This is a genomic window from Streptomyces sp. NPDC017056, assembly GCF_044332485.1.
In the GTDB taxonomy this organism is placed as follows: domain Bacteria; phylum Actinomycetota; class Actinomycetes; order Streptomycetales; family Streptomycetaceae; genus Streptomyces.
The window spans coordinates 221,112-243,494 of the sequence record NZ_JBIRPD010000014.1; the positions used below are offsets into that span (position 1 = coordinate 221,112).

The window sequence follows — 22,383 nt, forward strand, 5'->3', positions numbered from 1 at the left end:
GTGAACCACGAGAGCCGCGAGAATCACGTGTGCCGCGAGAATCACGTGTGCCGCGCGAGTCACGTGCGTCGTGCGACGCGCGCGAGCCACGGCCCTCCTGCCCGGCATCGGAGCCTTTCATCGCCATCCCTTCCGTCCGGTCGGCCTGGCCGGGCGCGCCAGCGCGGCCGCGGCGAACGACAGCGCGAGGCCGCCGGCCAGCGAGAGCGCCGCGGCGCCCGCGTGCTTCCACATGGCGGGCAGGTCGCGGGTGGTGACGACGGGGTCCGGTGGCAGCCCGTACACCTCGGGTTCGTCCAGGAGCAGGAAGAAGGCGCCGTCGCCGCCGACGCCGTCCGTCGGCTCGTGCCCGTACAGCCGCGCGTCGGTGACGCCTGCCTCGTGGAGCTGGTCGACGCGGAGCGCCGCCCGTTCGCGGAGTTCGTCCAGCGGCCCGTACTGGATGGACTCGGTCGGGCACGCCTTGGCGCAGGCGGGTTCCTGCCCGGCGCCGAGCCGGTCGTAGCACATCGTGCACTTGAAGGCGCGGCCGTCGGCGGGGCGCTGTTCGATGACGCCGTACGGGCAGGCGGGGACGCAGTAGCCGCAGCCGTTGCAGATGTCCTCCTGGACGACGACGGTGCCGAACTCGGTGCGGAAGAGCGAGCCGGTGGGGCAGACGTCCAGGCACGCGGCGTGGGTGCAGTGCTTGCAGACGTCGGAGGACATCAGCCAGCGGAGGTCGCCGGCGGGGCCGCCGCTGCCCGGCGCGTCCGCCAGCGCCAGTTCCGTACGGCCCTCGGGAGCCGGCCGCGGCTGTTCGACGAACGCCACGTGCCGCCAGGTCGAGGCGCCGAGGCCCTGGGTGTTGTCGTAGCTCATCCCGGTGAGGGTCAGCCCGTCCTCGGGGATCGCGTTCCACTCCTTGCACGCGACCTCGCACGCCTTGCAGCCGATGCACACCGACGTGTCGGTGAAGAAACCGGCGCGGGGCGGCGCGCCGGAGTGGCCCGCGTCGCCGGCCGGGTCGGGTTCGACGCCGCTGAGCAGGTGGTCCGTCATGCGCGGGCCTCCGTTCCCGTGGTCTCGTCGATGCCGGCGCGCTCGCGGTAGGCGGCGACCAGCTTGGGCAGGTCGGGGCCGCGCGGCCGGCGGCCCGGCCGGATGTCGGCGGTCAGCGCCTTGTCCTCCTGGATGTGGGCGTTGGGGTCGAGGGCGATGGCGACGAGTTCGTTGGCGGCGTCGCCGGTCACCACGCCGTTGGGGCCCCAGTGGAAGGGCAGGCCGATCTGGTGGACCGTACGGCCCTGCACGGTCAGGGTTTTGATCCGTTCCGTCACCATGACCCGGGCCTCGACGGCGTTGCGCGCGGTGATGACGGTGGCCCAGCCCATGTGCTCCAGGCCGCGTTCGGCGGCGAGCTGCGGGGAGACCTCGCAGAAGAACTCCGGCTGGAGTTCGGCGAGGTAGGGCGACCAGCGGCTCATGCCGCCCGCGGTGAAGTGCTCGGTGAGCCGGTGGGTGGTGACGACGTACGGGTAGACGTCGGCCCCCGGTTCGTCACCGCTCGGGTGGTAGCGGTTGCCCTCGCGCGGGTGGATGCGGCGGACCGGCGAGCGCGGCGTGGACGGGTACAGGGCGTTGCCGAACGGCGAGTCCTGCGGCTCGTAGTGGGTGGGCAGCGGCCCGTCCACCAGACCTGCGGGCACGTACAGCCAGCCTTTGCCGTCCGCCTGCATGATGAACGGGTCGTCGCCGCGCAGTGCGTCGGGGCCGCTCGCGCCGTCCGGCGGTTCGTAGTCGGGCGCGCGGTCGGGGACGAAGTCCGGTACGTCGTGTCCGGTCCACTTGCCTTCCTCCGCGTCCCACCACACGTATGCCTTGCGTTCGCTCCACGGTGTGCCGTCCGGTGCGGCCGACGCGCGGTTGTAGAGGATGCGGCGGTTGGCGGGCCAGGCCCAGGCCCACTCCTTGGCCACCCAGTCCTGTTCGGTGTGCGGCTTCCTGCGGGCCGCCTGGTTGACGCCGTCCGCGTACACGCCGCAGTAGATCCAGCAACCGCACTTGGTGGAGCCGTCGTCCTTGAGCTCGGTGTAAGCGGACAGCGGGGCGCCGTCCGGGCCGTGCCCGTTGATCTCGGCGAGGACGGCGTCGGCAACCGGCTCCTCCAGTGGCCCCTGCACCGGGTAGTCCCAGGTCAGGTCCTGTACGGGCCGGTCCATGGGGTCGGTGGAGGCGGCCAGTTTCGCCTTGATGCGACGGCCGAGGTGGTACATGAACCACAGATCGCTGCGTGCGTCGCCCTCGGGTTCGACGGCCGTGTGGTGCCACTGCACCCAGCGGTTGGTGTTGGTGAAGGAGCCGGACTTCTCGGTGTGCGAGGCCGCGGGGAAGAAGAACACCTCGGTGCCGATGTCCTCGGTCCGCAGTTCGCCGGTCTCGATCTCCGGGCCGTCCTGCCACCAGGTCGCCGACTCGATGAGCGAGAAGTCCCGTACGACGAGCCATTCCAGGTTGGCCATGCCCAGGCGCTGGAGGCGGGTGTTGGCGGACCCCACGGCGGGGTTCTCCCCCATCAGGAAGTAGCCCTTGCAGTCGCCGTCGAGCTGCGCCATGACGGTCTCGTACGTGGCGTGCGCGCCGGTCAGCCGGGGCAGGTGGCCGAAGCAGTAGTCGTTGTCCGCGGTGGCCGCGTCGCCGTAGTACGCCTTGAGCAGGCTGACGAAGTAGGCGCGCATGTCGCCCCAGAAGCCCTTGTCGGTACGGACCGCCTCGACGAACGTGTCCAGGTCTTCGTGAGCGTGGGCGTGCGGCATGGGCAGGTAGCCGGGCAGCAGGTTGAAGAGGGTGGGGATGTCGCTGGAGCCCTGGATGGAGGCGTGGCCGCGCAGGGCCTGGATGCCGCCGCCGGGGCGGCCGATGTTGCCGAGGAGCAGTTGCAGGATGCTGGCGGCCCGGATGTACTGCGCGCCGACCGAGTGCTGGGTCCAGCCCACGGCGTAGGCGAAGGCGCTGGTGCGGTCCCGGCCCGAGTTGGCGGTCAGGTCCTCGCACACCCGCAGGAACGTTTCCTGCGGTACGCCGCAGATCCGCTCGACCATCTCGGGGGTGTAGCGGGCGTAGTGGCGCTTGAGGATCTGGTAGACGCAGCGCGGGTGCCGCAGCGTCTCGTCGCGCGGCGCCTGGTCGCCGGTGGGCGGGCCGCCGGAGCCGTGCGACTCGGAGCCGCCGGCCTCCTGGACGCGGGTCTCGTACTGCTCGTCCACCTCGCCCGACGGGGCCTGGACGCCAACACCTTCGTACTGCCAGCTCGTGGGGTCGTAGTGGTGCTCGGCCTCCTCCAGGCCCGAGAAGACGCCGTCCAGGTCCTCGGTGTCCCGGAAGTCCTCGCTGACCAGCGTGGCGGCGTTGGTGTAGTTCAGGACGTACTCGCGGAAGTCCTTGCCCTCGGTCAGCACATGGTTGACGATCCCGCCGAGGAAGGCGATGTCGCTGCCGGCGCGAATGGGTACGTGCAGGTCGGCCAGGGCGCTGGTGCGCGTGAAGCGCGGGTCGACGTGGATGACCCGGGCGCCGCGCGCCTTGGCCTCCATCACCCACTGGAAGCCGACGGGGTGTGCCTCGGCGAAGTTGGAGCCCTGGATGACGATGCAGTCCGCGTGCTGGAGGTCCTGCATGAAAGTGGTCGCGCCGCCGCGCCCGAAGGAGGTGCCGAGACCGGCGACGGTGGAGCTGTGGCAGACCCGGGCCTGGTTCTCCACCTGGACCACGCCGAGGCCGGTCAGCAGCTTCTTGATCAGGTAGTTCTCCTCGTTGTCGAGGGTGGCGCCGCCCAAACTCGCGATGCCCAGGGTGCGCGCCGTGTAGAGCCCTTCGGCGGACTCCCACTCCCAGGTGCGGCGGCGCGTCTCGACGACCCGGTCGGCGACCATGTCCATGGCCGTCTCCAGGTCCAGCGGCTCCCAGTCCGTGGCGTACGGGCGCCGGTAGAGGACCTGGTGGCGGCGGGAAGCGCCGGTGGTGAGCTGGAGGGTCGCCGCCCCCTTCGGGCACAGCCGGCCCCGGCTGACGGGCGAGTCCGGGTCGCCCTCGATCTGGACGACCTGCTCGTCCTTGACGTACACCTGCTGGCCGCAGCCGACCGCGCAGTACGGGCAGACGGAGCGCACCACCCGGTCGGCGGTGCCGGTGCGCGGGCGCAGCCGTTCGGTGTGCGGCGACATGGCGGCGCGGCCCCGGCCCAGCGGGTCGGATCCGGTCAGCTGCCGGTACACGGGCCAGTCGCGAACCCGTTTGCGCACGCCCATCGTCTCCTCCAGCGCGTCTGCGGTCTGCCACGGCGGGTGGCCCTGGCGGCGGGTGCCTTCTCAAGGCTCGCCCGTCGGCGTCCCGGCTGCTAGCGGGGACATCCGGCGGTGCACCGGCGTGCGGCACGTCGGTGCCGCCGGTGCCCGGCCGGCGGCGCGAGGGCGGGTTCCCCGCGGTGGGCGGCGAAAACCCGCCCGGGCAGGGAAAGATCCACCGGTCCGCGGCCCGGCCCGTACCGCGGGGGCGCGTCCGCCCGGTGCCGTACGAGCAGACCCGGTGCCGTACGGGTGGACCCGGCGCTGCACGAGTGGGCCCGGTGCCGTACGGGTGGGCCCGCCGCGGGCGCAATCGAGCGGTGTGGTGATTGACCCGTCCGGGCCGGGGAACCCCTCGCCCATGGCTGCCGATCACACCCAGGCCCCTGTACTGGAAGCACTGGCCCGTTACCAGCGGGCCGAGGAGGTGTCCTTCACCCCACCGGGCCACAAGCAAGCGCGCGGCGCCGACCCGCTGGTACGCGAGGTGCTGGGCGACGCGGTCTTCCACAGCGATCTGCTCGCGTCCGGCGGGCTGGACGACCGGCTCGGCCGGGGCCGGGTACTGGAGCGGGCCGAAGCGCTCATGGCCGAAGCGGTGCACGCCTCGCACACGTTCTTCTCCACGTGCGGCAGTTCCCTGTCCGTCAAGGCGGCGATGCTGTCGGTCGCGGGACCGCACGAGAAGCTGCTGGTCGGCCGGGACGCGCACAAGTCCGTGGTGTCGGGCCTGATCCTGTCCGGGGTGGAGCCGATCTGGCTGGACCCTCAGTGGGACGCACAGCGCCGGATCGCCCACCCGCCATCGGCCGACGCCTTCGAGCGGGCGTTCGAGGAGCATCCCGATGCCCGCGGCGCGCTGGTGACCAGCCCGACACCGTACGGCAGCTGCGCCGACCTGAGCGCGCTGGCCGAGGTGTGCCACCGGCGCTCCCGCCCGCTGATCGTGGACGAGGCGTGGGGAGCCCACCTGCCGTTCCATCCCGACCTGCCGTCCTGGGCGATGGACGCCGGTGCCGACGTCTGCGTGACGAGCATCCACAAGATGGGCAGCGGCTTGGAACAGGGCTCCGTGTTCCACCTCCAGGGCGACCTGATCCGGCCGACCGTACTGAAATCACGCGCGGACCTGTTCGGCACGACCAGCCCCTCGGTGCTGCTGTACGCGGGGCTCGACGGCTGGCGGCGGCAGATGGCCCTGCACGGACGGGACCTGCTCGGCCGGGCCCTGGAGCTGGCGGCGCGGGTGCGCGCCGCCATCGAGGACATCGACGGACTGCACGTCAACGACCGGGCCGACTTCTGCGGCCCGGGGCTGGCCCAGGACTTCGACCCGCTGCCCGTGGTGATCGACGTCAGCGGGCTGGGCACGTCCGGCTACCGGGCCGCCGACTGGCTGCGCGAACACCACGCCGTCGACGCGCACCTCGCCGACCACCGCAGGATCAGCGCCCAGCTCACCCACGCGGACGACGACAAGACCACCGGTGTGCTGCTGGACGCCCTGCGCGACCTGTCGCGGCACGCGCCGGACCTGCGTCCGGTCCCCGAGGTCGACGTGCCGGCGCCGGGCGAACTCCGCCTGGAGCAGGTGTGTCTGCCGCGCGACGCCTACTTCGGGCCGGTCGAGGACGTACCGGCGAGCGCGGCGGTCGGCCGGATCACCGCCGAGATGCTGACGCCCTATCCGCCGGGCATCCCGGCCGCGCTGCCAGGCGAACGGCTCGACGAGCCCGTGGTGCGGTATCTGACGAGCGGCGTACGGGCCGGGATGAACGTGCCCGACGCGGCCGACCCGGGACTGGGCACCATCCGGGTGCTCGTCGAAGGGGCGCGCTGACATGGGTACGGCGGGAACGGCGGTCGTCGTGATCGACATGATCAACACCTACGAACACCAGGACGCCGACCGACTGCTGCCGTCCGTACGCGCGTCGCTGCCCGGCATCCTCAGGGTGATCGAACGGGCCCGCGCCGACGACTCGGGCATCGAAGTCATCTACGTCAACGACAACTTCGGCCGGTGGCGTTCGCACCACGACGAGATCCTCAGGCCGGCGCTCGACGGCCCGCACGCCGATCTGGTGGAGCCGATCCGGCCCGACGACGCGTCCCTGTTCGTGGTGAAGGCCCGGCATTCCATCTTCTACGAGACGCCACTTGAATACCTGCTCGGCCAGCACGGCATCCACCGCATCGTGCTCTGCGGCCAGGTGACCGAGCAGTGCGTCCTGTACTCGGCGCTCGACGCCCATATCCGCCATCTCGACGTGACCGTGCCGCGCGACGCGGTGGCGCACATCCACGCCGATCTCGCCGACGCCGCCCTGCGCATGATGGAGCGGAACATGGGGGCCGATGTGACGGTGTCCACGGCGGACGGGTTGTTCGGCTGACGGCGCGTCAGCCGCTTGCCCGGCCCGTCAGCCGCGCGCCCGGCCGGTCAGCCCCGCGCCGACCGGCCGGGCGCGATCCCCGCAACCGAAGCGATCCACGCCCCGGGGCGCCCCCATTACCCCCAATGGTCGATATGTCGATTTAGGAGTACTTTGGGAGGTGGCATCGGGGGCATCACCGGTTTTGGTGATGACATCTCTTCGAGGGAGCGAATGATGCTTGCCCGGACTCTCCAGACCACCGGCCTCACACTCGACAAGGAAGCCCTCGGGTGGGTGGCGACCCAGCCCGAAGCGCCACTGAGCGACGCACCGGTTCCCGCCCCGCACGGCGCCGCATGGGGCGTCCTGCTGCTGGGCCTTCTCATCTCGCCCAAGGAGCCGAAGGAAACGAAGCGCCGGTGACCACCGAGCGCGCACGCACCGCCCACAGCGAATCGGCCGACCAGTTGGCCCGTCGCGCCCTCGACACCCTGCGGGGTGCCGGGGGCGCCACTGTGGCCGCCGGACACGTCGAAGCCGCGGGCACGGAGTCCGGGGGCGACCCGGCCGTGGCGCTGGGCGCGGTCCGCATCGTGGGAGCGGACGTCCTCGCTCCGTATGTGCTGACCGGTCAGAGCCCGTGGGCCGGTGAGACGAGCGCAATCGGCCTGGCACTGAGTGCCCTGCCGCCGGCCGAGCCGCCTCCCCCGGCACCACCCGAAGGGCCCGAAGCGGCCTGGACGATGGCCTGGGTCGACTGGGGTCTCGTCACGGTCCTGGCACGCGTCGACCCGGCCGGCTCTCCCGTACGGGCGGCGGTCCTCCCCCAAGGCCCGCCGCGGTGCGACGACGACGCACCGCGCCGCATGCCGCTCACCGCATCCGAACCCGAGGGCGCGGCCGCGGGCGATGACCTACGGGGTGGCATATGGGAAGGCTGGGTGCCCTGGTCCATACGCATGGGAAAGCTGGCCTCGCTCGCCCTGCCAGGACTGGACGGGCCCGTGCACGCCGCCGCCAGGTCCGGCGTTCTGGCACTGGCCCGCGGTGCCACCCGGGCCACGCTCCGGCGCGACTTCCCGACCGCCGCACGCATCACCCGCTGGCTGGCCTGGCTGCACGCCGAGGGGGTCCCCGTGCCCTTCGACCCGGTGCCCCTGACGGAACACACCACCCTGCTCGGCGGCAGCGACCGCGCGGCCCTGGACACCGCGATCGCCCGCCGGCTGCTCGGCCTGGAGCCCGTATGAGCACCGCACCGGCGCGTACCGCGCACGACATCAGCTCCCGCGCCCTGGCTTGGCTGCACGCCAACCGCGAGTACGGGGCGCTTTCCGACGTACCCCGTGCCGACCTCCTCGACGACGCGGATGCCTACAAAGGAATCGGCGAAACGGCGCTCGCCGCTTCCCTCGTCCTGCGCAGCGGTGTCGCCGGTACGCACGAACTCAGGCTCGCCCGCGAGCTGCTGGAGTACTGCTGGCAGCAACTGGGCGAAGGCTCTCTCCTGTACGAGCGGCTGCTGCGGCACCCCCTCAAGACCGACCCCATCGAGACGTACGCCCACTTCGCCCGCGGCGGTTACCAGGTACCGCAGTTGGACCGGCTGATCGCCCACACCGTCACGCTGCGGTCCACGCACGCCGTGGAACACGTGCCCAACCGGCGGCTCGCGGTGGCCAACGCCGTACGCGTCGTCGGGTTCGACCACGGCCCCGGAGCCCACGACTGGGCGGGCCTGACCCGGGACACCTGGCTCGGCGCCCTGCCCGAACCCTGGCACATCGACTGGCTGACCGCGTACGCCGTCACCCACACCGTCTTCCACCTCACCGACTGGGGGCGGCTGCCCGACGGGGTGCCGGCGGACCTCGCGGAGTACCTCACCCGGTGGCTGCCGGTGTGGACCGACATCTGGGCGGAGACCGGCCACTGGGACCTCATGGCCGAGCTGATGATCATCGGCACCTGCCTGCCCGAGCCGCGCACCGAGACCGACGACTGGCAGCGGCTGGCCGCCGTCCAGCACGACGACGGGCTGGTGCCCCGCGACGACGACCCCGTCGAGGGTGACGCGGCCCAGCTCTTCGATGCCCACCAGCACCCCACCGTCGTGGCCGTCGTCGCGGGGACCACAGCCCTCGCCCGGGCGCTCGACGCCCCGGCACGCCCCGGCACGTGATGACCGGCACGCCGACCGCGGCCCGCGCCGGGGAACCCGCCCCGGTGCGGGCCGCGCTCGAAGCGCTGCTGTCGGCGGCCCCCGGCGCGAGCGCCGTCGCCGTCGGCCTGTACCGGGGCGGGCAGCGGTCCTTCGCCGTCCGGGGCAGCACCGCGTTCGAGGGCGGCGTGCCGGTCGAGCCGTCCACCCGCTTCGAGATCGGCTCGCTCACCAAGACGTTCACCGCCCTGCTCTTCGCCGAGCTGGCCGCCCGGGGCGACGCGGGCCACCACGACCCCGCCGCCCGCTTCCTGCCGCCGGGCACGCGCGTCCCCGTACGCGGTACGGAGATCACCCTCACCCACCTGGCCACCCACACCTCGGGGCTGCCCCGGCTGCCTCCGGGGCTGCTGCGCTCCGGTGCCCGCCGGCTCCTCTCGAACCCCTACGCCGCCTTCACGCGCGCGGACGTCCTGCGTGCGCTGGCCCGGACCCGGCCGCGGTGCCGGCCGGGCACCCGGGTGCACTACTCGAACTTCGGCGTCGGGCTCCTGGGGCACGCTCTGTGCGGCGCGTCCGGCGGACTGCCGTACGAGGACCTGCTCGACTGCCGCATCCTGCGCCCGCTCGGCCTCCACGACTCCGGCGCCTCGCCCGACCCGCCGCCCGGCGTCGCCCAGGTCACCGGCTACTGGCACGGCCGTCCCCGGCCGCCCTTCGGCATCCCGGGCCTGCCCGGCGCGGGCGCCGTGCGCGCCAGCGCGCGCGATCTCCTCACGTTCATCGAGGCGCTGCTCGAACCGGGCACGGCCGCCGTCACCGGCGTGCCGTCCGCCCCCCTGCGCACCGCCCTGGAGGACGTCGTCCGCCCCCGGCTCGTCGTGCCGCGCGGTACGGCGCAGCTCGCCCTCGTATGGAACATCCGGCCCCGCCCCGACGGCTCACGCCTGTACCACCACTCGGGCGGCACCCGCGGCTGCACGGCCTTCGCCGGATTCAGCCCGCGGCACGACACCGCGCTGGTAGCCCTGGCCAACTGCGCCTCGGGCTACGGAAATCCCCTGGTCCAACGGGCGTACGACACGCTGACGGACCTGATCCGCACGAGCGACACACTGACGGACCTGATCCGCACGGGTTGAGAGCCCCTCGGCCACCCCGCTTACCCGTACGCCTCGCCGCCCAGCTCCAGCCCCGCCGTACCCGCCGTCGTGTCCGCCAGCCAGGCGCGGAAAGTGTCCAGGTCGGACTCCGGCAGCCCGACCTCGATGCGTACGTCCGCCCCGTACGTCACCTCGCGCACCGCCCGGCCCGTCGTCCGCAGGTCGTTCTCCACCCGGCCCGCGCGCTGGTGGTCGACGGTGACGGTCACCAGCCGGAAGCGCTGCCGGGTGACCGTGCCCAGCGCGTCCAGGGCCTCGCCCACAACACCCCCGTACGCGCGGATCAGACCGCCGGCGCCCAGCTTGATGCCGCCGAAGTAGCGGGTGACCACCGCGACGGCGTACCGGACCTCGCGGCGCACCAGCATCTGGAGCATGGGGACGCCCGCGGTACCGCCCGGCTCGCCGTCGTCGCTCGCCTTCTGCACGCCGCCGTCGGCCCCGAGGACGTACGCGAAGCAGTTGTGCCGCGCGGTGGGGTGCTCCTTCCGGACCCGCGCGATGAACTCCTGCGCCTCGGCCTCGGTCGCGACGGGTGCGAGCGCGCAGATGAAGCGGGACTTGTTGATCTCGATCTCGTGAACACCCTCGCGCGCGAGAGTCCGGTACTGCTCCTGCATCAGGCCACCCTATGCGCCCCCTGGGGCAGCCGGCGCACCGCACGGAGCTCCTGCATCGCACAGAGCCCCCCTGCACCGCACAGTGCCCCCTGCACCGCATAGTGCCTTCTGCTTTCCCGCCGCCCCGGCATTTCTTGTCCCCTCCGGATGAATTCCGGGGGCCACCGGCCCGTACGCGGCACCATCGTGCCCCGCGCCCGGCGGCCGACCGCGCCCGTGGTGGGCAGTGCGGCCGCCGGGCGGCCCGCCACCGGAAACGAGGGGTGTTCTCCGTGCCCGACCTCCTTGGCCAGCGGCCACCGCGCCATGTATTGCCCGACGTATTGCCCGACGCGGCGCTGATACGCGCGGTGCGCGGCGGGCAGGTGGGGCACTTCCGGGAGCTGTACCACCGGCACTACGCGGCCGTGTACGCCTACGCCGCCGCCTGTATGCCCGCCCCGCTGGACGCGCAGGAACTGACCGGCTACGCCTTCGACCGGCTGCTCCAACAGCTCGTGTCCCCGGTGGTCCCGATCGGGCCGCGCGGTGACGACTCCCCGCGGCGGGAGCTGCTGGACCACGTGCGGACGGGGGCGATCGGGCGCTCGTACCGGGCCGCCGAAGCACTCTCGCCCGGCTTCCTGGCCTGGACGGCGGCGGGCGCCGCATGGCCCATCGGGGAGGACGGCCGGCTGGCCGACGCGTACCTGCGGCTGCCGTCGGCGGCGCGGTCCCTGCTGTGGCACGCGGTCGTGGAACGGGACAGTCCCGACACGACGGCGCTGATCACCGGCGTGCCCCGGCGGCGGCTGCCCGGCAGCTGCGAACAGGCCCGGTCCATGCTGCGCCAGGCCCGCACCGACCTGTACCTGGAGCGGCTCGACCGGGAGGAGTGCCGCGAGGCGGTGGCACGGCTCGGCCTGAGCGCGGCCGCGCCGCCGGACGACGGCAGCGCCGCGCACTTCCGCCGCTGCCCGAAATGCCGTGCGGTGTACGAGGACGTGGCCGACCTCGACACCCGCCTGCGGGAACGGCTGCCCGCCCGCCTGCTGGGATGGTGGCCCGGCGACACCTACCTGCGCGCGAAGGCAGCGGTGCCGGTGCCGCCCCTGGACCCGCCCGTCCTGGAACGCGAATTGGCACGGACGAACGCCTACACCGCCACGCCTCCCCACCCCGCGCACTCGCACCGGCCGATCCTGACCTCACGGGCCGCCCTGGTAGCGGCCCTCTTCCTCGCCGGCGTCGTCCTCGGCAGCGTGACAGCCCCTTCCTGCGGCACCCGGGCGGCCGGGAAGCCGCCGGACTCCGCGGGAATCTTCGCGGCCCGGCACACGTTGGCACCTGCACACGGCCGTCACCGGACGGCCGGGTCCGACGGACCGCGGTCCGGCCAACGGGAGGCAGCTGTGTACGGCGATCCGGCGACGATCCGCGAGATCCTCCGGGAGTCCGGCGATACCTGGGCCGTCGTCGGCCTGTCGTCGAACGAGAACCGCGCGGCCTACGGGGTCGCCCGCGTCCTCCAGCGCTACGGCAAGCGCATCGTCCCCGTCCACCCGAAGGCCGAGACGGTCCACGGCGAGCAGGGCTACCCGTCGCTGGCCGCGATCCCCTTCCCCGTCGACGTGGTCGACGTCTTCGTCAACAGCGAACTGGCGGGCGGCATCGCCGACGAGGCCGTGGGGATCGGCGCCAAGGCGGTCTGGTTCCAACTCGGCGTCGTCGACGAAGCCGCCTACGACAAGACCCGCGCCGCGGGCCTGTCCATGGTCATGGACCGCTGCCCGGCCATCGAGATACCCCGCCTCGGCTGAGCCACGGGGAGCGCGTCATGTGTCCTGGGCAGTTGGTCGGGCGACGCCTTGAGCGGGTGGTCGCGTCGTGGCATGTGTACGGTTCGCAGGCTCCGGCGGGCCCGCTGGACGTGTGGTTGTTCGACTGTGGCGAAGGCGTCACGCACATCACTACCAAGTCGGACTGGCGCCTGTCGGTCGAGCCGTCGGCTCCGTTCGAGGGGTACGACATGGCGGAGGCCGGCCGTGTCGAGGTGCGGCCGATCGATGGCGAGACCCCCTTCGCGCGCCACCTCGGTGAGACGGTTCTGGCGGTACGCGAAGAGGGTGACGCGGACAACGGGCTGTCGGCGCTGGAGATCACGTTCGAGTCGGGCCTCGTCCGGTGCGCTTCCTGGTCCGGTGACCTCAGCCTGCGTCGCGCTGCTGTTGCTCAGGACGGGTGACGCCGAAGATGGCTGCTGCTAATGAGTGGGGGCGGGTTCGATGTGGAACGTTTGGCCCTTGCCGCCTGTGCAGCGTTCCAGCATCACTTCGGTGCCGGCGCTCGTCCGGGCGTCCTTGACGCCCAGGCATTGTTGTCCGGCGGCGCGGAAGACGTAGCGGTCGGCTTTGCCGGTAGTTGGTGCCCGGTCGACGCGGAAGGTGTCTGCCGCTTCGCAGGCGTCCCGCGCCTCCAGCAGTCCGTCCGCCGACCTGCCGGCGGACAGGACCGTCAGGCAGCCCTCTCCACGGGCGGGGTGCACCCACTTGATGCGGTACGTGTCCGTACCGGCCCGTTCCAGCCTGGTCCGTTGCGGTGCGACCTCCCCGCACGGCCGCTGCACGGCCACCAGAGAGTCGTAACGCCCGTCCTGTACGAGGCCGTCGGTCACGCACAGGGCCGGCGCCACCGCCGGGCGGATCCGTACCCAGCCGGCGGGGATCGCGGCACTCCTGGCGGTGTCCTTGCCGTCGGGTGTGGGTTCGCTGTGGTCAGCGGAACTGTCCGCCGAGGGGCCCGTTGACGGTCCGTTCGCGGTCAGCATCCAGGCCGTGAGGGCGGCGAGGGCGAGCACGGCCACCGAGACGAGCAGGAGCGGTACGCGGGGTATTCGGGGTAGGCGGCGTATGCGGCGACTATCCGGAGGTGTCTGCTCGGCTCCGGGGGTTGCTGCCGTCCGGGACCGGGCGGCGACGTTCTCGCGGGCGTCGAGCCAGGCCGCCACCTGTTCGCCGTCACCGCAGGCGCGGACGAACACGGCCAGCACCTCGGGGCGCGGCAGCCGCCTGCCGCCCAGGACGTCCGCGAGGGTGCTGCGCGCCAGCACTTCCCCCTGCTCGGCGGCGCGTTGTTCGAGTTGCCGGTACGTCAGTCCCCTGCGTTCCTTGAGCTCGCGCAGCAGCGCGAGGAACTCCGTCACATCACGGGCCTCGGCCGGATCCGTGTTCCCCCTGGTGTCCATGGCGCGAATGATCGGGGTCCGCGTCCCTGGGCGGCTACGGGAGATTCCGCCAACTCTGTGCAGTACCGAGCCGTGTCCGGGCCGTGTCCAGACATCAACCGGACACGGTCCGGACACGCCGCTCACCAGTCCGGACACGGGGTTACCGTTCCCAGGCACCACCGGACGCAGGGTGCGCGCCGCCGGCCCAGCGGTTGTTTTTGGACAGGAGGGGCGGGGCCTGCTCGGGAGCGCATAAGCGCCACATGCGCCACATGCGCCGTGTCTGCCGTGTCTGCCGTGTCTGCCGTGAAAGGCCGCGACCGCTTCGTCCGGCTACTGCCCCGGTACCGTTCCCAGTCCGTCGAGGACGACCGCGCCCGGCAGTTCCGCCAGCGCCTTGCCCGGGACGATCAGCTTGCCGCGCCTGCTGCCGCTGCCGATCAGCACGTACGGTATGTCCGCCACAGCCGAGTCCAGCAGGAGCGGCCAGTCGGCGGGCAGCCCGATCGGGGTGATGCCGCCGTACTCCATGCCGCTCTCGCCGACTGCGGTGTCCATGGGGGCGAACGAGACCTTACGGGCGCCCAGTTGGCGCCGCACGGCCCCGTTCACGTCGGCCCGGGTGTGCGAGAGGACCACGCAGGCGGCGAGCGTCACCGCGCCGCCGCGCTTGCCCGCCACGACCACGCAGTTCGCCGACTGCTCCAGGAGCCAGGAGCCGTGGCGTCCGACGAGGAGGGCAGTGTCCGCGATCGCCGGGTCGGTGTCCACGAAGAGGAGCTGTTCCACCGGTACGGTCCCCCGCCAGTCACGGATCGCGGCGGCGACCGGCGCGGTGAGCAGGTCCAGGCAGTCGGCGGCGGGCCGGACTTCGTCGAAGGCATCCATGGGCGTGGGCATACCGGTCAAACTAACAGCGCCACCGGCCCGTGGGACGCGTCGTCTCAATGGGCGGGCGGGGCCAGTACGGCCATGATCATCACCAGCGGCCGGTCGCCGTCGTTGCGGTAGCCGTGCGCCGCCTTGGCCTCGAAGGTGGCCGAGCCGCCCGCGGGCACCGTGTGCTCCCGCCCGTCCACCACGAGCGTCAGCTCGCCCTCCGAGACGTGGAGCAGTTCCACCGTGCCGGGCGGGTGCGGGTCGGACGCGCTGTGCTCGCCGGGCATCAGCCGCCACTGCCACAGTTCGAAGGGGCCCGGCGCCTCCCCGCCCACCAGGAGGGAGGTGTGGCTGCCCGCCTCGGTGGACCACATCCGTACGGCCTCGCCGGGTGCCACGATCCGCACGTCGGGGCCCTGCTCGTAGTCGAGCAGCGTCGTGATGCTGACGCCGAGCGCGTCGGCGATCTTGACGGTGGTGCCCACGCTGGGGTTGGTCCTGGCCTGCTCGATCTGGATGATCATGCCGCGGCTGACCCCGGCGCGGGCGGCCAGCGCGTCGAGCGTGTAGCCGCGTTCGGCCCGCCAGTGTTTGAGGTTGCGGGCGAGTGACTGGGTGAGCTGGTCGAGGTCGGTCACGGTCCGGTCCGTCCGAGGGGTGGCAGGGGGCAGCGGGGCCGGCAGTGGGGTGTGGTGCACTTCCGCGTTCAGCACACTGTACTGCGCCGTACGGCCCGGCGGGTGAACCCGGCCGGCCGGCGCTCCCGCCCGTACGCCCCTCAGCCCGCCCGGTGGCGCTCGATGAGCCCGCGAGCCATGTCCTGCGCCCGCAGGGCGGCCTCGGTGTCGCCCTCGGCAGCGGAGATGATCGACCCCTTCATCAGGATGTGCCAGGAGCGGGCGAAGTCCTCGGCGTCGCGGAGCCCGGCCTCCTCGGCCAGGGATCGCACGATGGCGCGGATGTTCTCCAGGTACGTGATGCTCGCCTGTCCCAGCGGGTGTTCCCAGCCCATTTCCAGCAGCACGTTGATGAAGGTGCACGCGTCGAAGTCGGGGCTGCGGAACCATTCGTCGAACACGTCGAAGATCGCGAGCAGCCGCTCCTCCGGGCCCGCGCCCCGGCGGCGGGCACCGGCTTCCACGAAGCCCAGGGTCCAGCGCTGCTCGCGGCGCTTGAGGAACGCCAGCACCAGGGCGTCCTTGGAGGGAAAGTTCCGGTAGAGAGTGGCCTTGGCCACTTTGGACCGGGCGATGACCTCGTCGATACCGACCGCGCGGATGCCGCGCCGGGAGAACAGCTCGTAGGCCGTCTCAAGGATGCGCTCACGTGCCTGGGCGGGCGGACGGCCGGCCGGAGCCGTGGCGCGTGCGGCCGTCGCGTCGCCTGAAACCATGGTGTCCCCTGTACGAGCGTGGTGGGTCGATGTGGACAGACCCCTCTGACCCTGACACGGTAAGGGCATGGCCCCTGAGACAGAACTGTCTGGCCCGGACTTCGTGAGCATTCTGACGGTCCGTACCCACCTGCACGGTGATCAAGCCGTACTCAGCCCCCGAGGAGAAATCGACTGCGTTTCCGTCCGCCTCCTGGACCAGGCCCTGGACGGGCTGCCGGCCGTCGCGAACAGTGTGACCCTGGACATCGCGGAGGTCACCTTCATGGACTCCGCCGGTCTGCACTTCGTGGAGCGCCTGCAAGACTTCGGGCAACGGCGCCGCATCCCGGCGCGCACCCGCAACTGGGGCAGCCAGCCGAGGCGGCTGCGGGAACTCGTCCACCCCCAGGGCGGCCCCTCGTCGCGCGGCGGCCCGGCCCCCGCGCCGCAAGGCTGGTCACGCCCGGCCGGTTGTGGCTAGCTTCCGCGTATGGGAGATGCCCCGGCAGCGTTCGACCCGTGGTCGCCGGACTTCGTCGCCGACCCGTACCCCGCCTACGCCGAGCTGCGCGCCCGCGGGCGCGCACACTACTTCGCGCCGTCCGACCAGTGGCTGGTGCCGCACCACGCGGACGTGTCGGCGCTGCTCCGCGACCGCCGGCTGGGCCGCACCTACCGGCACCGCTTCACGCACGAGGAGTTCGGGCGCACCGCGCCGCCGCCCGAGCACGAGCCGTTCCACGTCCTCAACGACCACGGCATGCTCGACCTGGAAGCGCCCGCCCACACCCGTATCCGCCGGCTGGTCTCGAAGGCGTTCACGCCCCGCACGGTCGAGCGGCTGCGGCCGTACGTCGAGGACCTGGCGGACCGGCTGGTGGCGGGCCTGGTCGCGGACGGCGGCGGGGACCTGGTGGCGCGGGTCGCCGAGCCGCTGCCGGTCGCGGTGATCGCCGAGCTGCTCGGCATCCCTGAGGGTGACCGGCGGCTGCTGCGTCCCTGGTCGGCCGCGATCTGCGGGATGTACGAGCTGAACCCGTCGGCCGGTACGGCGCGGCGGGCGGTCGACGCCTCCCGTGAATTCTCCGCCTACTTGCGCAGGTTGATCGCCGCTCGGCGGGCCGCTCCGGGAGACGACCTGGTCTCCGGCCTCATCGCCGCGTACGACGACGGGGAGTCGCTCGGCGAGCAGGAGATGATCTCGACGTGTGTCCTGCTGCTGAACGCGGGACACGAGGCGACGGTCAACGCCACGGCCAACGGCTGGCACGCGCTCTTCCGCCACCCCGAGCAGTTGGCCGCCCTCCGCGCGGACCCGGCCGCACTGCTGCCGACGGCCGTCGAAGAGCTGCTGCGTTATGACACGCCGCTCCAGCTCTTCGAACGCTGGGTGCTGGACGACATCGAGATCGGCGGCACGGTGATCCCGCGCGGCAGCGAGGTGGCGCTGCTCTTCGGCTCGGCCAACCGCGATCCGGCGGCCTTCGCCCGCCCCGGTGAGCTGGACCTCGCCCGCAGGGACAACCCGCACATCTCGTTCAGCGCCGGCATCCACTACTGCATCGGCGCTCCGCTGGCCCGTATCGAACTGGCCGCATCGCTGGCGGCGTTGCTGCGCAGGGCCCCGAAGCTGCGGCCGGCGGCCGAATCGGACCGCAAGCCGGACTTCGTGATCCGGGGGCTGCGCAGCCTGCCGGTGGAGGTGTGACGCGACGCTGGGGCCTGTCTGACAAAGGATCTTGGATGGGTTCGCGGAGCCAGAGGATGAGTGAGGCGAGGTGGGCTCCGGCCTTGTAGCGGGTGGCCAGTTTGTCGAAGCGGGTGGCGATCGCGCGGAACTGCTTGAGGCGGTTGAAGCAGCGTTCGACCACGTTGCGGGCCCTGTAGAGCTCGCGGGCGAAGGCCGGTGGCCTGCCGCCGGCCTGTCCGCGTCGTAGCCGGTTGGCCTTCTGGTCCGCTCGCTCTGGGATCACTGCCCGGATGCCTCTGCGCCGCAGGGCCTGGCGGATGGCCCGGGACGAGTACGCCCTGTCGGCGACGACCGCGTCGGGCTTGCGGCGGGGCCGCCCGGCGCCGGTCCGGGGCACTCTCAGTACGTCCATCACCTCGTCGAAGACGGTGCAATCGTTGACGTTGCCGGGCGTGACGACGACGGCCAGGGGCAGGCCCCGGCCGTCGCAGGCGAGATGAACCTTCGTGGTCAGCCCGCCGCGGCAGCGGATGCCGGGTACCCGGACAACGAGGGTCTGGCCATCGACCCCGAGACCGGTACCCCGTCTCTGAAGCCGCACCGCTCGGAGGGCCAGCGGCCCTCGGCGAGGCGCCTGGAGCAGGAGATCAAGGCCAGGATGCCGGAGCGGTCGCTCATGGGGATCGTGGCGAGGACCGCATACTGGGTAGACTGGTGGCAGCGCTTCGGCCCCACCTCCGGCAACGAGCCGAAGCTGGACGATCCCTTCGGCCGCTACGTGCTGACCACCTTCGTCAAGGGCACCCGGGCCCGTACGAGGCCGCCCGGCACATCCCCGGAGTCTCCGGTCACGAGCTGGCGTACACGGCGAACCGGCACTTCTCCATCGTGCTGCTGAACGAGGCGATCGCCGACCTGGTCAACGCACACGCCCGCCTGAATATCTCCCAGGCGTGGGGCGACGGCACCACGGTGGCCGCCGACGGCACCCACATGGACACCTACCCCGACAACCTGCTCGCCGAGACCAGCGTCAGGTACGGCAAGCCGGGCGGCATCGCCTACCACCACATCTCCGACACCTACGTCGCGCTGTTCACGCACTTCATCCCGTGCGGGGTGTGGGAGGCCGTCTACATCATCGAGGGCCTGCTCAAGAACTCCTCCGAGGTCAAGCCGACCACCGTGCACGCGGACACCCAGGGCCAGTCTCAGCCGGTCTTCGCGCTCGCGCACCTGCTGGACTTCGACCTGATCGAGTCCCAGTTCCGGCACCTGATGAAGGTCGCGGTCTCCGTACGGGAGGGGGCGATCTCCTCGTCCACACTGCTCAAGCGCCTGCGCTCGGGCTTCAAGAAGAACGCCACCTACGCCGCCTTCCGAGAGGTCGGCCGCGTGATCCGCACCGTCCAGCTGCTGCGCTACCTCTCCGACCCGGCGCTTCGCCGGCGGGTGACCGCGGCAACGAACAAGACCGAAGCACTCAACGGCTTCTCGCAATGGATCGGTTTCGGCAACCGCGGCGTCATCGCGGACAACGCCCCGGTCGAGCAGGAGAAGGCGGTGAAGTTCAATGCTCTGCTCACGAACGCGGTGATCTTCCACAACGCCCTGGACATCGCCGAGATCGTGCGGCAGCTGCTGGAAGAGGGTTGGACGATCGAGCCGGAGGACCTGGCCCACATCTCGCCGTACCTGGCCGAGCACATCAACCGGTTCGGCGAGTACAGCACACATGAACTCGGCATCCAGCCCGAGGCGTACGAGACGAAGCTGGACGTCGACTTCACCCCGCTGCGCGGCGACGAGCCAGCGACCGAGGGTTTTCGCAGGCCGCGCGAGCCCTTGCCACGAGTCGGCGGCCGTCAGATCACCGCTCCATCTGGTCGGGCGTGACCTTCACGTCTGCGTGGGCTACTGATCGTTGTGTTCTTGCTCCTGCGCCCAGGTGATCGCCCATTCGTCGAGCGGACGAAGGGCGTGCCCGAGTGCTGTCCCCAGCCGAGTGAGCTCGTAACCATCGTCCGAGGAGGCGATGATCCCGCTCGATGCGAGTTCACGGAGCCGCTGGTAAAGGACGCTGGACGACAGCCCTTCGCACCGTGCCAGCAGCGCGCGAGCGCCGAGCGGACCCCCACGCAGTTCCCAGAGAATCCGCAGCGCCCACCGACGGCCGAACAGGTCCATCGCAGCCATGAGGGGACGGCCGGTCGTCGATCCACGAACCGGTGTTCCCGGACGCGGTGTCGGCATACCCCTCCTAGTCCTTGCGTTTCGCTATTCGAAACACTAGCATCCACCCAGCGTTTCTGATTTCGAAACGACTCGACGGGAGAGCCGATGTCGCGGATAGCCCTGCTGGACCCGCCGTACACCGACCAGGCCGGCGCACTGCTCGCGCGCATGATGCCCGGGGAGACCCCGCCGATCGGGCTGTTCCGGATGTTCGCCAGAAACATCCCCATGGCCGACGCCATGCACGGGTGGGGTCGCTACGAGTTGGGCAGACAACTGACCCTGACCATGCGGGATCGCGAAATCGTCATCGACCGGACGTGCGCGCTGTGCGGCTGCGAGTACGAGTGGGGCGTGCACATGATGACGTTCGCCGAGCGGGTCGGACTCACCCGCGAGCAGGCGGCATCCCTGGTGCACGGCGGCCCCGCTGACGAGTGCTGGACGTCCGAGAGAGAACGGCTGCTCATCCTCGCTGTCGATGCGCTGCACGAGCGTTCCGACATCGATGACGCGCTGTGGACACGGCTCATGTCGGACTTCGATGAGCTCCAGCTGCTCGATCTGCTTCTGCTGTGCGGGTGGTACCACGCCGTCAGCTTCGCCGCGCGCACCGCGCGCGTGCCGCACGAGCCCGGCGCGCCTCGCTTCGCCGACTTCCTCCCCATCACGACCGGGACCAACCGATGAGGCCCTGTTCTCCCGAAGCTGCCGCGAAGTGACAAGTAACTCAGCGTGTCGTCAGGGCCCGCCGCCAGTGGTTGGAGTACGACGACCGCAGCACCGTACGCACCCGGGCCGGTAGCGGGCCTCGTTTCCCGCCGCCAATGCCTTCAGCGTCGGCTCCCCGGCCACCGAATAGATCACCTTGCGGACCGTGTGCCGCCCGGCCTGGCGCCGTCACCTCGTGGTACGCCTCACCACCCAGGGCACGCTGGACCTGCGCACCACCGCGGGGTTGGAGTTCGACCCCACCGAGGTGCCCCCCCGGGGGCGCCGCGGGGCCGGCGACCATACCCGCACCACAGCCGGCCGGCGCCAAAGAACCGGCCGAGACGGGGACGATGCGGCGGCCCACACCCACCACCGCGCCGACCACGCCCACCACCGCAAAGGAGCAGCCGCCGTGACCACCCCCGACCGTCCGCCCCAGTCCGTGCTCCTGCCCCTGCCGCAGTTCGGCCCGCCGGACCGGACCGCCGCCGTCGGAGTGGACGGCAGCGGCACCGGGGTGTGCGGGGCGGGGTGCGGCTGCGGGGGTGGGGCACTGGGCGACGGCAGCGGGTACGGGCGCGACCCGCTGGAGCGCGGCCTGGACCCGGAGCTGGCCGAGCTGCTGGCCGCTGCCGGGCTGGATCCGGTGGTGGTCGAGGACGTCGCGCACCTGGCCATCGAGGAGGATCTCGACCAGGGCGCCGACGTGACCACGGTGGCCGCCGTGCCCGAGGACGCCCGCGCGACGGGCGACTTCACCGCCCGCGAGGCCGGTGTGGTGGCCGGGCTACCGGTGGCCGAGGCGGTCCTGTCGGTGGTGTGCGGCGACGGTTTCGCGGTCGAGCGGCACGTGGCCGACGGTGAGTCGGTGGCCGCCGGCCAGCGGCTGCTCACGGTCACCGCCCGCACCCGGGGCCTGCTGACCGCCGAGCGCAGCGCGTTGAACCTGCTGTGCCGGCTGTCCGGCATCGCCACCGCGACCAACAGGTGGGTGCTGGCGATCGAGGGCACCAGGGCGCAGGTGCGCGACACCCGCAAGACCACGCCGGGGCTGCGGTCGCTGGAGAAGTACGCGGTGCGCTGCGGCGGCGGCGTCAACTACCGGATGTCGCTCTCGGACGCCGCCCTGGTCAAGGACAACCACGTGGTCGCGGCCGGTGGCGTCGCCCGGGCGTTCGCGCTGGTCCGCGCGGAGTTCCCGGACGTGCCGGTCGAGGTCGAGGTCGACACCCGGCACCAGGTGCGGGAGGCGCTGGCCGCGGGTGCGGACCTGATCCTGCTGGACAACTTCACGCCCGACGAGACCGCCGAGGCGGTCGCCGTCGTCGCCGGTCGGGCCCTCCTGGAGTCCTCCGGGCGGCTCACCCTGGCCACCGCCCGCGCGTACGCCGAGACGGGCGTGAACTTCCTGTCCGTCGGGGCCCTCACGCACTCCGCCCCAATCTTGGACATCGGCCTCGACCTGCGCGCGGAAGCGCCGGCAGCGCAGAGGGAAGCGTAGAGGCGGATACTGCTCACCATCGACGTGGGCAACACCCACGCCGTGCTAGTGTCCTGAGTCGGGAATTCGATTCAGATATCTGGCGAGGCGTTCGAGGATCTCGTCGGCGGTCTTGGTCCAGGTGAAGGGCTTGGGCTCCT

At 71.8% G+C, this 22,383-nt stretch carries 21 protein-coding genes and 1 pseudogene; 13 read left to right on the forward strand and 9 right to left on the reverse strand.

The window, feature by feature from the left end; translation table 11 throughout:
* Nucleotides 1-117: 117 nt before the first annotated feature.
* Nucleotides 118-1,041, reverse strand: a complete 924-nt coding sequence (locus ACH4OW_RS25810; protein WP_360130072.1) for a 4Fe-4S dicluster domain-containing protein — start codon at nt 1,039-1,041, stop codon at nt 118-120.
* Nucleotides 1,038-4,286 (reverse strand): formate dehydrogenase, encoded by a 3,249-nt coding sequence (fdh, locus tag ACH4OW_RS25815; protein ID WP_360130069.1) that lies wholly within the window; start codon nt 4,284-4,286, stop codon nt 1,038-1,040. Before fdh ends, ACH4OW_RS25810 begins: the two co-directional genes overlap by 4 nt.
* Before the next feature lie 397 nt (nt 4,287-4,683).
* Here fdh and ACH4OW_RS25820 point away from each other — a divergent pair, with 397 nt between their 5' ends.
* From ACH4OW_RS25820 to ACH4OW_RS25845, 6 genes are all read left to right on the forward strand, one after another.
* Complete coding sequence (locus ACH4OW_RS25820) at nt 4,684-6,162, forward strand: aminotransferase class I/II-fold pyridoxal phosphate-dependent enzyme (RefSeq protein WP_398030220.1); 1,479 nt, start codon at nt 4,684-4,686, stop codon at nt 6,160-6,162.
* Nucleotide 6,163: 1 nt separating this feature from the next.
* Nucleotides 6,164-6,718, forward strand: coding sequence for an isochorismatase family cysteine hydrolase (locus ACH4OW_RS25825; protein ID WP_360130063.1), 555 nt, complete (start codon nt 6,164-6,166; stop codon nt 6,716-6,718).
* Nucleotides 6,719-6,934: 216 nt separating this feature from the next.
* A complete protein-coding gene (locus tag ACH4OW_RS25830; RefSeq protein ID WP_398030221.1) occupies nt 6,935-7,123 on the forward strand; it encodes a hypothetical protein in 189 nt (62 codons plus the stop codon).
* Entirely contained in the window at nt 7,120-7,950 is an 831-nt protein-coding gene (locus ACH4OW_RS25835) for a hypothetical protein (RefSeq protein ID WP_398030222.1), read from the forward strand. Before ACH4OW_RS25830 ends, ACH4OW_RS25835 begins: the two co-directional genes overlap by 4 nt.
* The gene (locus ACH4OW_RS25840; protein ID WP_398030223.1) at nt 7,947-8,882 is read left to right on the forward strand and encodes a DUF6895 family protein; all 936 of its coding nucleotides are present in this window, start codon (nt 7,947-7,949) and stop codon (nt 8,880-8,882) included. The genes ACH4OW_RS25835 and ACH4OW_RS25840 overlap by 4 nt, the downstream gene beginning before the upstream one ends.
* Nucleotides 8,882-10,003 carry a serine hydrolase domain-containing protein gene (locus ACH4OW_RS25845; RefSeq protein WP_398030234.1) on the forward strand — a complete coding sequence of 374 codons (1,122 nt, stop codon included), beginning with the start codon at nt 8,882-8,884 and terminating at the stop codon, nt 10,001-10,003. Before ACH4OW_RS25840 ends, ACH4OW_RS25845 begins: the two co-directional genes overlap by 1 nt.
* Before the next feature lie 20 nt (nt 10,004-10,023).
* On the opposite strand, the gene ACH4OW_RS25850 is transcribed toward ACH4OW_RS25845, so the two are convergent.
* Nucleotides 10,024-10,644: a YigZ family protein gene (locus ACH4OW_RS25850; RefSeq protein WP_398030224.1), complete on the reverse strand. Its 621-nt coding sequence runs from the start codon at nt 10,642-10,644 to the stop codon at nt 10,024-10,026.
* A gap of 1,391 nt (nt 10,645-12,035) precedes the next feature.
* Between ACH4OW_RS25850 and ACH4OW_RS25855 the strand changes: the two genes are divergently transcribed.
* On the forward strand, nt 12,036-12,443 hold the full coding sequence (locus ACH4OW_RS25855) for a CoA-binding protein (protein WP_398030235.1): 408 nt from the start codon (nt 12,036-12,038) through the stop codon (nt 12,441-12,443).
* Between the two features lie 17 nt (nt 12,444-12,460).
* Entirely contained in the window at nt 12,461-12,868 is a 408-nt protein-coding gene (locus ACH4OW_RS25860; protein ID WP_398030225.1) for a hypothetical protein, read from the forward strand.
* An 18-nt stretch (nt 12,869-12,886) separates the two neighbouring features.
* On the opposite strand, the gene ACH4OW_RS25865 is transcribed toward ACH4OW_RS25860, so the two are convergent.
* The 4 genes from ACH4OW_RS25865 to ACH4OW_RS25880 all read right to left on the reverse strand — a co-directional run bounded on the left by ACH4OW_RS25865 (nt 12,887) and on the right by ACH4OW_RS25880 (nt 16,121).
* Complete coding sequence (locus ACH4OW_RS25865) at nt 12,887-13,867, reverse strand: helix-turn-helix domain-containing protein (protein ID WP_398030226.1); 981 nt, start codon at nt 13,865-13,867, stop codon at nt 12,887-12,889.
* Between the two features lie 315 nt (nt 13,868-14,182).
* Nucleotides 14,183-14,749, reverse strand: coding sequence for a YbaK/EbsC family protein (locus ACH4OW_RS25870; RefSeq protein ID WP_398030227.1), 567 nt, complete (start codon nt 14,747-14,749; stop codon nt 14,183-14,185).
* Between the two features lie 44 nt (nt 14,750-14,793).
* Nucleotides 14,794-15,366 (reverse strand): XRE family transcriptional regulator, encoded by a 573-nt coding sequence (locus ACH4OW_RS25875; protein ID WP_360130039.1) that lies wholly within the window; start codon nt 15,364-15,366, stop codon nt 14,794-14,796.
* Nucleotides 15,367-15,506: 140 nt separating this feature from the next.
* Nucleotides 15,507-16,121: a TetR/AcrR family transcriptional regulator gene (locus ACH4OW_RS25880; protein ID WP_360130036.1), complete on the reverse strand. Its 615-nt coding sequence runs from the start codon at nt 16,119-16,121 to the stop codon at nt 15,507-15,509.
* Between the two features lie 67 nt (nt 16,122-16,188).
* On the opposite strand from ACH4OW_RS25880, the gene ACH4OW_RS25885 reads away from it, so the two are divergent.
* Both ACH4OW_RS25885 and ACH4OW_RS25890 read left to right on the forward strand, forming a co-directional pair.
* Nucleotides 16,189-16,584, forward strand: a complete 396-nt coding sequence (locus ACH4OW_RS25885; protein ID WP_360130033.1) for an STAS domain-containing protein — start codon at nt 16,189-16,191, stop codon at nt 16,582-16,584.
* Between the two features lie 9 nt (nt 16,585-16,593).
* On the forward strand, nt 16,594-17,811 hold the full coding sequence (locus ACH4OW_RS25890) for a cytochrome P450 (RefSeq protein WP_398030228.1): 1,218 nt from the start codon (nt 16,594-16,596) through the stop codon (nt 17,809-17,811).
* A gap of 13 nt (nt 17,812-17,824) precedes the next feature.
* On the opposite strand, the pseudogene ACH4OW_RS25895 reads toward ACH4OW_RS25890, so the two are convergent.
* A pseudogene (locus ACH4OW_RS25895) lies at nt 17,825-18,322 on the reverse strand (IS5 family transposase); the annotation flags it as partial.
* Nucleotides 18,323-18,507: 185 nt separating this feature from the next.
* Between ACH4OW_RS25895 and ACH4OW_RS25900 the strand changes: the two are divergent.
* Complete coding sequence (locus ACH4OW_RS25900; RefSeq protein WP_398030229.1) at nt 18,508-19,689, forward strand: Tn3 family transposase; 1,182 nt, start codon at nt 18,508-18,510, stop codon at nt 19,687-19,689.
* Between the two features lie 18 nt (nt 19,690-19,707).
* Here ACH4OW_RS25900 and ACH4OW_RS25905 read toward each other — a convergent pair whose 3' ends face one another.
* Nucleotides 19,708-19,989, reverse strand: a complete 282-nt coding sequence (locus ACH4OW_RS25905) for a helix-turn-helix domain-containing protein (RefSeq protein ID WP_360130024.1) — start codon at nt 19,987-19,989, stop codon at nt 19,708-19,710.
* 144 nt (nt 19,990-20,133) lie between these two features.
* Between ACH4OW_RS25905 and ACH4OW_RS25910 the strand changes: the two genes are divergently transcribed.
* Both ACH4OW_RS25910 and nadC read left to right on the forward strand, forming a co-directional pair.
* Nucleotides 20,134-20,718, forward strand: coding sequence for a carboxymuconolactone decarboxylase family protein (locus tag ACH4OW_RS25910; RefSeq protein ID WP_360130021.1), 585 nt, complete (start codon nt 20,134-20,136; stop codon nt 20,716-20,718).
* A 436-nt stretch (nt 20,719-21,154) separates the two neighbouring features.
* A complete protein-coding gene (gene nadC / locus ACH4OW_RS25915) occupies nt 21,155-22,243 on the forward strand; it encodes a carboxylating nicotinate-nucleotide diphosphorylase (RefSeq protein WP_398030230.1) in 1,089 nt (362 codons plus the stop codon).
* The last annotated feature ends 140 nt before the right edge of the window (nt 22,244-22,383 follow it).

Bases quoted from the DNA above. Each gene is read 5' to 3' on its own strand.
- ACH4OW_RS25905 (WP_360130024.1), bottom strand. From the start codon at position 19,989: ATGGCTGCGATGGACCTGTTCGGCCGTCGGTGGGCGCTGCGGATTCTC.
- ACH4OW_RS25845 (WP_398030234.1), top strand. From the start codon at position 8,882: ATGACCGGCACGCCGACCGCGGCCCGCGCCGGGGAACCCGCCCCGGTG.
- ACH4OW_RS25850 (WP_398030224.1), bottom strand. From the start codon at position 10,644: ATGCAGGAGCAGTACCGGACTCTCGCGCGCGAGGGTGTTCACGAGATC.
- ACH4OW_RS25870 (WP_398030227.1), bottom strand. From the start codon at position 14,749: ATGCCCACGCCCATGGATGCCTTCGACGAAGTCCGGCCCGCCGCCGAC.
- ACH4OW_RS25890 (WP_398030228.1), top strand. From the start codon at position 16,594: ATGGGAGATGCCCCGGCAGCGTTCGACCCGTGGTCGCCGGACTTCGTC.
- ACH4OW_RS25885 (WP_360130033.1), top strand. From the start codon at position 16,189: ATGGCCCCTGAGACAGAACTGTCTGGCCCGGACTTCGTGAGCATTCTG.
- ACH4OW_RS25880 (WP_360130036.1), bottom strand. From the start codon at position 16,121: ATGGTTTCAGGCGACGCGACGGCCGCACGCGCCACGGCTCCGGCCGGC.
- ACH4OW_RS25825 (WP_360130063.1), top strand. From the start codon at position 6,164: ATGGGTACGGCGGGAACGGCGGTCGTCGTGATCGACATGATCAACACC.
- ACH4OW_RS25830 (WP_398030221.1), top strand. From the start codon at position 6,935: ATGCTTGCCCGGACTCTCCAGACCACCGGCCTCACACTCGACAAGGAA.
- ACH4OW_RS25865 (WP_398030226.1), bottom strand. From the start codon at position 13,867: ATGGACACCAGGGGGAACACGGATCCGGCCGAGGCCCGTGATGTGACG.
- ACH4OW_RS25820 (WP_398030220.1), top strand. From the start codon at position 4,684: ATGGCTGCCGATCACACCCAGGCCCCTGTACTGGAAGCACTGGCCCGT.
- fdh (WP_360130069.1), bottom strand. From the start codon at position 4,286: ATGGGCGTGCGCAAACGGGTTCGCGACTGGCCCGTGTACCGGCAGCTG.
- ACH4OW_RS25860 (WP_398030225.1), top strand. From the start codon at position 12,461: ATGTGTCCTGGGCAGTTGGTCGGGCGACGCCTTGAGCGGGTGGTCGCG.
- ACH4OW_RS25910 (WP_360130021.1), top strand. From the start codon at position 20,134: ATGTCGCGGATAGCCCTGCTGGACCCGCCGTACACCGACCAGGCCGGC.
- ACH4OW_RS25840 (WP_398030223.1), top strand. From the start codon at position 7,947: ATGAGCACCGCACCGGCGCGTACCGCGCACGACATCAGCTCCCGCGCC.
- ACH4OW_RS25810 (WP_360130072.1), bottom strand. From the start codon at position 1,041: ATGACGGACCACCTGCTCAGCGGCGTCGAACCCGACCCGGCCGGCGAC.